The 9833-nt window shown below is 43.0% G+C and carries 6 protein-coding genes and 2 pseudogenes; 1 reads left to right on the top strand and 7 read right to left on the bottom strand.

Translation table 11 applies throughout. From position 1 onward, the window contains the following. Positions 1–582, bottom strand: a pseudogene (locus CALSC_RS07975) (RNA-guided endonuclease TnpB family protein); the annotation flags it as partial. A 235-nt stretch (positions 583–817) separates the two neighbouring features. Further along, positions 818–1534 (bottom strand): metal ABC transporter ATP-binding protein, encoded by a 717-nt coding sequence (locus CALSC_RS07970; protein ID WP_088240838.1) that lies wholly within the window; start codon positions 1532–1534, stop codon positions 818–820. Between the two features lie 377 nt (positions 1535–1911). Between CALSC_RS07970 and CALSC_RS07965 the strand changes: the two genes are divergently transcribed. Next, positions 1912–2928: a metal ABC transporter substrate-binding protein gene (locus tag CALSC_RS07965; RefSeq protein ID WP_088240837.1), complete on the top strand. Its 1017-nt coding sequence runs from the start codon at positions 1912–1914 to the stop codon at positions 2926–2928. A gap of 133 nt (positions 2929–3061) precedes the next feature. On the opposite strand, the gene CALSC_RS07960 is transcribed toward CALSC_RS07965, so the two are convergent. From CALSC_RS07960 to CALSC_RS26335, 5 genes and pseudogenes are all read right to left on the bottom strand, one after another. Continuing rightward, positions 3062–4798, bottom strand: a complete 1737-nt coding sequence (locus CALSC_RS07960; RefSeq protein ID WP_088240836.1) for an eCIS core domain-containing protein — start codon at positions 4796–4798, stop codon at positions 3062–3064. 162 nt (positions 4799–4960) lie between these two features. Next, positions 4961–7513 carry an eCIS core domain-containing protein gene (locus CALSC_RS07955; RefSeq protein WP_088240835.1) on the bottom strand — a complete coding sequence of 851 codons (2553 nt, stop codon included), beginning with the start codon at positions 7511–7513 and terminating at the stop codon, positions 4961–4963. After that, a complete protein-coding gene (locus CALSC_RS07950) occupies positions 7510–7767 on the bottom strand; it encodes a hypothetical protein (protein WP_088240834.1) in 258 nt (85 codons plus the stop codon). The genes CALSC_RS07955 and CALSC_RS07950 overlap by 4 nt, the downstream gene beginning before the upstream one ends. Further along, positions 7764–9506, bottom strand: coding sequence for an ATP-binding protein (locus CALSC_RS07945; RefSeq protein WP_088240833.1), 1743 nt, complete (start codon positions 9504–9506; stop codon positions 7764–7766). The genes CALSC_RS07950 and CALSC_RS07945 overlap by 4 nt, the downstream gene beginning before the upstream one ends. A 50-nt stretch (positions 9507–9556) precedes the next feature. Continuing rightward, positions 9557–9833: pseudogene (locus CALSC_RS26335) on the bottom strand (DUF4255 domain-containing protein); the annotation flags it as partial.

Genomic DNA, 9833 nt, shown 5'->3' with positions numbered 1-9833 from the left:
TACTCTACCTTTATCTACATCAGATATTACAGCCTCGGTTTGATAAACAAACTCTGCATAAAAGCAGCGATTTCTCGGCAAAATCCTGACTTCTCGAATAGAATCAAACTTCAAATTTGACGGCATAGGTATGGTGAAAAAATCCAACTTAAACCATACCTTTATAGTTTTACCAAGAGGGATTCTAATTTGCCTATCTTCTATTAACCTTAACCCTTGCTTGGGATAGCTAACAATGTTTAAACCATTCTTTCTATACTTTGGTGGTCTAGGTCTTTCTAATAACTCACCACGTTTATACAAAGCATTAAGTTGTTTAAAACTAGCAAAGGATTCATATACAGAACGACATAACTGTTGCGCAGATTGAGAATAGAGGGTTTGGAAATGACGGTTTGATTTCATTTCCTTATCTAACTCAAATTTAGTGATGTAGCGTTTAGCTTTAAACCAAATTTGTCGTGCATAGTAGAGAGCGCAATTTGACAATTTATTAGATTGGGAACAAATAAATGATAAAATTGCTTTTAAATCTGGATTTGGGTGAATTAAAACTTGCTGACAACCGTACAAACAAATCACCTCCTGAATATTATTAATTATCCCATGTTCTGGGGACGGGTGAACGAAATTTTGGGCGTATTTCTAGCTAAGTATCCAAAAAAATCACTTCCTACACCTCCCACAGTCTCCACACTTTTTTGCGCTCACCCTGTAGGGACTGTGGGATAAATCCTACCGTATCGGGTTTCATCCCCTGTCTAAAGAACAAAATACGCAACTGTGTTGATCTTTTTCAGGGGCTTTCATCCTCTCGTTACACTTCTGGTAAAATGTGATTTTCGTAAGCAATATCAAGATTCCGCTGATTCAACACTTCCTCACGATGACCAAAAGTAATAATTTTCTGATTGAGAAGTAAGATGTCAGTGTAATTTTTGATACTTTCTCCTAAGTCATGACTTACTACCATGACAATTTTGCCTTGCTCTTGTAACTCATGAAAAATTTCAAAAATGATATTTTCCGTTTTCCGATCCACCCCTACAAATGGTTCGTCAAAAAAGAATATTTCTGCTTGTTGAGCTAAAGTACGGGCGAGAAAAACTCTTTGTTGCTGTCCACCGGAAAGTTCACCAATTTGTCTATTTCTTAAATCCCAAATTTCTACCCTTTTTAATGCCATTTTCACCAGTTCCTGTGACTGACGTGAAGGATAGCGAAATAAACCCGTAGGGATTGTTCTAGCCATCATCACCACATTTTTCACCTTTATTGGATAATCCCAATCAATTTGCGATCGCTGTGCAACATAAGCAACTTTATCTAATTTCTGCTTGAGCGGATTACCTTTGAAAGTAACTACACCACTAGTTGCTGGGATTAAATCCAACATTGCTTTAATCATGGTACTTTTACCTGCTCCATTTGGTCCGAATATACCAACTAATTGACCAGGCTCTAAATTAAAGTTAATTTCTCTAAGTGCGTAATTACCTCGATAAGAAACTGACAAGTTTTTGACTTGCAACATCACGCAAAAACCTCATTCCTGAAATAAATAAAAATTATTCTCTATAAATTTAATCTATACTAATCTAAAGTAATTGAGAAAGTATGTAATTAATATTTTCCTTAATTATTGGTTAAATCATAATATTTTTTTACTGTAATTATTAGTTAAAGTTTATGTTATAATTGACCAAAAATCATATATGATTAGGGATTATATTAGCGTAAATTTTCTTTTTGCATTTATTTAACACTATGATAACAAGGCATGTTTGGATGAAAGTCTAGCTATCAAAATAAAAAAATATTAAGATTTTATAGTTGTATTGAAAATAATTTTCAATAATTTTGATATTTTATATCATATTTTGATATTTTATATCATAAATTATATCATAAATGATATTCACAGTATATTTCCAAGGTAAAGTGATCAAACAACTACAAACTAGCTCTCGCAAGCTTGTGAGTGCGGCGGCTTTAACTGCGTTCGTAATTTTGACTGGATGTAACTCTACTGAAGGCGAAAAAGCAAACCAAACAACAGGTAATGATGGAAAACCAAAAGTTGTTGCTTCCTACAGCGTCATCTGTGACATGGTAGAAAAAATTGGTGCTGACAAAATTGACAGCAATTGTTTAATAGGCTACGACCAAGACCCCCACACCTACGAAGCGAAACCCTCAGACCGTAAAGCAATTGAGGATGCAGATGCAGTCTTTTATGCAGGATTAAACTTTGAACCTTCCATTGTCGAGATGTCAGAAGCGACCAAAACTCCAGCGCCAAAAATTCCTCTGCATGAAAAAGCAACTGCAAATGTGATTCAAGTTGACGAAGAAAACGGAGAAAAAGCACCAGACCCTCATGTTTGGCATGATATTAATAATGGCAAAGAGATGGTGAAGTTAATCGGCGATACTCTAGCTCAGGTTGACCCGGGTAATGCTGATACTTACAAAGCCAATGCGGAAAAATACAATACCAAATTAGATCGACTCGATGCTTGGATTAAACAGCAAATAGCTTTAATCCCAGCAGACAAGCGTAGGTTGGTCACAACCCATGATGCCATGAGCTATTATGCCAGAGCTTACGGTTTAACAGTAGAAGGAACATTATTGGGACTTTCTACAGAAGAACAACCCAGCGCAACTAAGGTCAAGGAACTCTCTGATGAAATCAAATCCAAAGGTGTTCCCACTGTTTTTGCAGAGTTAACGGCTAATGACAAAGTATTGAAAGTAGTTGCTAAACAAGCGGGGGTTGAAGTGACACCAAAGCCCTTAATTGCTGACGGTATCGGTGCAAAAGGAACTCCAGAAGGAACTTACACTGGTATGATTGAGTATAATACTTGCATCATCGTTAAAGGTCTTAGCGATCGAAAATGTCAATCGTTTAAGGATTCTTAGGATTGGGTAAGGGACTTCCAATACATAGGGGTAAAATTCTTTTATCCCTATGTTAGTCCTCTTTCCAAAGAACCGGCTTAGCTCAACACTTTTACCCCAACTTATTGTAATGATTGAGCTGAAGTGATGTTAATTAAAACTTCCATTCAAATATCAACATAATTGAATTCCCCAGAGGTTCTGGTTTATTTAAGTCAAGCTTTTCTGGGGGCTTGTTTGGATCTGCGATCCCTCCTTGTCCAACAATTTTGAGTGAACCAATGGGAACGGGTTTACATGACTCCATGGCTTTCTTTCTCAAGTCATAAAGATCCTTAAGTTTTCCTCCTACCTTGCCAGCTTTTTCTAGCATATCTTTGTCAGAATCAAATGAGCCGTCATTGTTCTTTCTAGCTGCATTAAAGGCGTTGACAGCATCAACGAGTTCCTTGCCTTTAGCTTGCATTTGGGATTTAAGACTTTTAGCATTCTCTGCATGACATACTTGTTTGGTGGCAGTAGCACCAACTTCAAATTTGCCTTTAGGTTTTTCGCCACTTATATTCACCGAAGCAGAAGCACCCAGTTCCACTTGAGGTAAGCCTTTAACCTTAATAGAGAAACTAAATACTTGGGATGTCTGTGCTTTAAACTCCATTATTACTTGTTTGCCATCCCCAACCTGAAATGGTAATTCGGCGGCAACAGATGATGGCAAGTCAAAATTTAGTTTGGAGTCGCCAAAGATATTGATGCTGAACTTAGTGTATTTCGAGAAGTCAGGTAACTTAAAACCTCCACCAGTACTTTGTTTGCCCGTTGCAGGAGTCGAAGTTGGAAGTTTTTGTCCTGGTTTAGGAGATGGAGTAGGGGGAAACGGCAACTTCAATAACGAAGCTCGCTTCTTGTGAACCTCAACTTCAATTATTCCACCCCTCTTATCGGAAAACGGTGGGCTGGTTTGGATTTCAATTTTGTCTGCGGGTACACCCAAACCGATTAATGTAGTTTTAACCAGATCAAATCGCTGAAGAATTTGGCGACGATTTTGCTTTTCCTTAGCACTGCTATATCTAGAATCACTGCTCAAATAGCCAGAAATTTCAATATATGCTTGCGGGTTTGTAGCGATCAAATCTTGAAAACTTTTTGCCACACTAACTAACTTGGGGTTACTTGCTGATAGGGCTTCACTTGCAGCTAATTCTGCTGTTGTTACAGATAACTGCAAATCCCGTCTAGGTAGCAGTGGTAAGGGTGAAGGTACACTAGAATCGTTAGTTTTACGCTGAACCATTGTCGTCTGATGCTGCGACATTGGTTGGGGTACAGAACCATGTATTACCTGATTTGCCGACTGTTCGGCTTGTGCCTCAAATTTGCTTCCTGCTTCATCGATTGCTAGGGGAGATGAGTTTGAGAAAATGGAATTTGATTGCTGGACAACATGGCTCAACTCGTGCGCTAACAATTGTTTTCCGCTATTGTTTTTGGGTGCATATTGTCCTTGTCCAAATACCACATTTTCTCCTACAGTGTAGGCTAGGGCATCAATGGCTCGTGCAGATTGTGCTGCCCGTCCATCGGTATGCACTCGTACATGACTAAAATCATGTCCAAAACGCGGTTCCATAAAACCACGAATATCTTTGTCTAAAGATTGACCAGGAGAACGCAATACTTCATGCACAATTGGCGGTATTTCTGAAGATTCAGCCTGATTTGTCGCATGACGTTGTAATAACTGTTGTTTCTTACTGCATTCGCTACATTTTCCACCTGTTACAGCATTTTGTCCACAGGATGAACATTTACGTTGTAGCAGTCCAGTGGGGACAGGGGTAAAGGATGATATTTGGTTTTGGGTTTGGGTGGGCGATCGCGTTTTCATTAGTTCTTTTCTCCAATTTCGCAACTAATATCAAGTTTGTTTAATTACTTATAAAAAAATCCTTTGTGGTGTTGCTGAACTAAAAAAATGTTTCGGTTCCACAAAGATATTGCCAAGAATTCAAATGTCCACTTAGTATAAGTTTCAAGCTCATAGTGCTTCTCATGGACTAGCTGTATGAATAGGAATCAAGACACGTGTACCGGTAGGAAACCTGTAGCTATCAGGCGTAGTAGCCGGAAGATTATTCGCTCTCACGAGATCGGCGACTGACACCCCATGCTGCCTAGCAATGCTTCCTATCGTATCCTCCTGTATAGCATACACATATCTGATACCTGGTACTCGTAATCGCGTCCCCACAGTCAGGGCGGCACCGGGACTGAGAGGCGTACCAGAGGAAGCATCCAATATTCCGCCTGGAGATGCGTTAGTTCTGCTTTGAATGCTAGCGTAAGTGTCACCCGTGCCAACTACTACTATCTCAGCCTCGGCACTTTCAGTACTTGAATACATCGCAACCCCTGCAAGAGAGGCTCCACCGGATGTTGATGTACCTGCGCCCAGACCCAATAATTCTGTATGTCCCATAAAAAACGCAACCTTGGCGTTTTCGATCCCCACCCCTGGCTGCCCCGACCTTCCATTAACAATATCGCGTGCATCTGCGTATTCCCTGTAGTCGGGGTGGTAGTGAACGACACTGCTTTTATAGGGGTAGTCCCGTCCTTCTACTTGCCTGCGAATTGGCGCGTATTCCGCTGTAGCGAGCCGGGATTGCAGTCTCCCTGGACCATCCCAGAGGTCACGCCGCATCACGTCAGCCATACCTTCTCTAAGAACCTCACCTGCCTCGCCACCGATGAGCCTATAGGTGCGCTCATAATTGGGGTGGTCTAGAATATGCATAAACTCATGTATCAGGGTAGTGAAAAGGTCCCAACGTGTCCTACGTTCGGCATTTGTTGAGCCGGAAGGTCGGTAGGGCTGAATGTTAATACCCCCGGTCGCCTCAGCTGGCCAGCTATGAATGGTATCGTCAATGTCAGCACGATTGGCTGGGTCAGTAGCAAATCTATTCCGAACGCGGGCAAACTCGATCCCATCGGGGCTTAGTCGTGACGAAGGCACGCAATTGTAACGGTTCATCACCGCCTCGCCCCCCGAAAAATCCTGCTTCATCCAGTATCCAACCCAACCGATGCGGCCGGGTCTGGGGGTCACGCCCGGCGCTGCAGCGGTGCCGGCATCTGTAATTGGCACAGTAGATTGATCCCGTATCATTGAAGCGAGGGAATATACTGCGGGGTGGTACTCTCCGGAAGGTGTGCGACTGGCTGTACGAATGTAGGGTGCAAAATATTGTTCCGTAACATTCTGCGCTGAAAGGGCAATGCTATTGGCCTGTGATATGGGAAAGGCGGGGGGACCTGCCGCCTGAAGGGCACGAAACTGTGTTGCTTGTGTATTTAGATAGCTACTTAGTGTAGCAACCATGTCGTTCTCAAAAGTGCCTGGGGTACCCGGTGATGGGGGGAGTCCAGTCATCGCAGGCGGTCCCTGGACCACGGGTGGTGGCAGGGCTGCCCCAGGGGTCGGTGGTGGTGGTTGTACGAGGGTTGCGCCCGGTGTCAGAATGGATTCTACAACCGCGTGTTCGGTCGGTGTTACGGCATGTGTCCCGGAAAAAATATCCCGACGTAAGAGAGGACGTGTTCTCGCTTCATAGGCAGTTATCAACTGGTCCAGTTGGCGACGTTCTTTACCGTGGACATCATCTCTGATAGTTTGAGGGCTGACCTGGCTGAAAATTGTGGTCAATTCGGAATCCGGCGAACCGGCTATCAGATTCAGAATAGCTTCTTCGTCAGCATTTCCAGTGGGACCGGAGAGCATCTCCTCAATCAAGAGGATCTTTCTTTGTGGAGAAAGGGTATAGCCAGTGGCTCCTCCCATCCAGCGCCGCACAATGGCGCGGGCTTTATTATCACTATCAAAGCGATCTTCAATGCGATTATTGTCGTCTAGAAAAGTAAGATAATCCTGTAATTCCTGATCGTCGAAAGTTCCTTCAAATCCGATAAATCGAATAAATCTCTGCCAAGCCGATACTCTTTGTAGCATAGGTGTTGCTAACACAGAACCAACGCTCGAAATCAATCGATTGGACTTCAATGTCTGTGCGTTTCGCTCGGCTTGCTGCTCGAAGCCATCATGTTCTGCCCCAAAATTAATGTCTGTTTGTGAGGAATAATTGACACTGCGTTGTTGAACAACGTGTGTCAACTCATGCCCCAAGAGGTACCGATTTTGTGGGGATTCTGGGGCGTATTGCCCTTTACCAAAGATAATATTGTGACCAACGGTATACGCCAACGCATTCACTGCCTGCGCTGACTCTCCTGCCTTCGTATCCGTATGAACCCGCACTTGGCTAAAGTCATGTCCAAAGCGAGATTCCATGAAACTACGAGTATCTCGGTCTAAAGGTTGACCGGGAGACTGTAATACTTCATGCACAATGGGCGGCACTTCTGAAGATTCATTATGATTCGCTGCACGCCGTTGTATTATTCCAGCTTTTTTCTTACACTCCTCACACTCCCCACCTGCAATGGTGTGCTGCCCGCATGTCTCACACTTCCTCTGCAAAATCCCACCCTGAGAAAGCGGTGATGTCGTCGGTGTCTGCTGGGCTACCGTCTGCTTGCTCATGAACCCATCCCCCGATATACAGCATGAGCTATATCCCGCCCCATTTGCGTATAATTACTACTATTCTCAATTGCCATACTACCACCATCCACCCGAGGCACAGCACCACCCGCAACCAAGCTAGGAGCCAACCCTCCATCTGCCAAAAGTCGCCCCAATTCTGCCTCTACTGCCGCCTGCAAAAAAGGTCGTTCGGCATGGGGAACAGCCACGCCATCCAAAATTAACCGCTCAATATTAACGTTAATATTCATACCTTCACCCCCACTGGTTCTTCCCAGCGAAAATCCACTTCGTTTATGGGTCTATCTAATTTGCGAAATTCTGTCCGCGCTGCTTGCAATGCTAAGGGCATTGTCACCCCTGTTCCTTGCTGGGCGGCTAAAAATGCGGCATTCAGGGCTATATTATGAATGCTACCTCCTGTTAAATTCAATCTTGCTAACCGAGCAAAGTCTAAGTTCTCTCTGGGTACTTCCCTCGGAAACGCTTTTTGCCATATTTTCTGGCGTTCGGGGGGGTTGGGAAATTGGAAGGTGAGGATAAACCGCAAACGCCGCACAAAGGCATGATCTAAAGCACTTCGCATATTAGTTGCTAGTATAGCTAATCCGCGAAAGGCTTCCATTCTTTGCAATAAATAGTTAATTTCAATATTGGCATAACGGTCATGGGAGTCTTTAACTTCGCTACGTTTACCAAACAAAGCATCTGCTTCATCAAAAAATAAAATTGCTCCCCCATCTTCTGCTGCATCAAATAGCCTTCGCAGGTTTTTCTCGGTTTCCCCGATATATTTACTCACTACTGCCGATAAATCAATTCGGTATAAATTCAAACGTAATTCATTAGCAATTACCTCAGCCGCCATTGTTTTACCCGTGCCGCTTTCCCCAGCAAACAAGGCATTGATGCCCAAGCCGCGATTCATCCGGTTTTCAAATCCCCATTCTTGGTAAACTTTACTACGCTGTCTGACTTGGTCGGCGATTTGCTGCAACAGGCTGGTTTCTTCTGGGGGTAAGACAATATCTTCCCAGGTGGCTTTGGGGTTGAGTCGTTGGGCGAGAATATCTAATTGGGGACGGGTATTGGCTAAACAGGTAGACCAAATTTTGTCCCGTAGGTTCTGGTTGGAGGCTGTGGTAAGTGCGGTTTGGCTGATTTGCTCAATGGTGGGTAGGTTGAGGTTAAATTGGCTGGCTAGTTGGGCTGGAATATCATCCCAGCTATTACCTAATGCTGTTTGCCAAAGTTGTTTTTGTTCTTCTGGGGTGGGTTTTTCAATATCTATGGGAACAGTTGGACGACCTAAGTTAGAGCGAATTTCTCGACTACTGAGAAATAATAAGCTGTTAGTACGATTCAGGAAGCGGTATAGGGATGTATTTTGTGCTTCCGTTGGGGAACTGGTAATTTCCTGGGCATCGAGGTAAAGAATAATTGGTAAAAGTAAGCTTTCCCTTTCCCAGAGACGGATAAAGGTTTCTAATTCGGCGGCTTGACTAGGTAATAATTCTAATGATAAACGGTAAACAAACAAACCCATACTTTGGGCTGCTTGCTGTGCTAAAAGTTGCTTGCTAGAGGAGTCGGAACCGAGAAGTTGAATCACTAAGGGAGTTCGAGAGGGTTGTAGATAAGTGGCGATCGCTTCTACTGCTTGTTGATGGGACTGTGGTAATTGATACTGAATATTCCCACCATCTAAGGGTGTAACTAAGGAAACTAAACGGTCATCTAAGTAGTTCAGTCCTTTAATGTAATTAACAATGCGTTCATCTGCAGGTAAAGCAGGTAAGTGTAAAACTTCCGACTTGTCAAGTCGGAAAAAACGTTGTTTTTGTTTGGTTGGTGATACTTCCTTGGGTTGTGGTATTTCTTTTCCTTTTTCCAGCGTTTGCACCTGTCTTTTGAGACACAAACGCAACCATAATAAGACTTTCGTCAAATATTCTTGGTTATTATGTTGCCATTTTTCTAAATAATTCATTAATCCATTCTCTCTGCGCCTCTGCGCCTCTGCGTGAAATAAATCACCAACTAACTAATTACCAAAGAAACTTCCGGAATAAAACCAAGCGGTAAAACCAGAGGTATAACACTATAGTCCACAACCAAACTATCTACCCCATCCACCCGCAATCTGGGACGCACTTGATATGCACCTGCGGGAATATCCCCCAATTCAAATTCCAAAGTATTAGTTTGGGTAGGATGGGGTCTGGATATGAATTCGCGATCGCCTATGCCTATTTTTACTAATGCTGGTTCTTCAGTGCTCAACAGCAAAGCAACCCTTTGTCCAGGTAATACTGCT

The sequence above is a fragment of the Calothrix rhizosoleniae SC01 genome, from assembly GCF_900185595.1.
Classification (GTDB): Bacteria; Cyanobacteriota; Cyanobacteriia; order Cyanobacteriales; family Nostocaceae; genus Calothrix_A; species Calothrix_A rhizosoleniae.
Note: the sequence above shows the minus strand (reverse complement) of the source record. Positions and strands in the feature narration are given on the sequence as shown.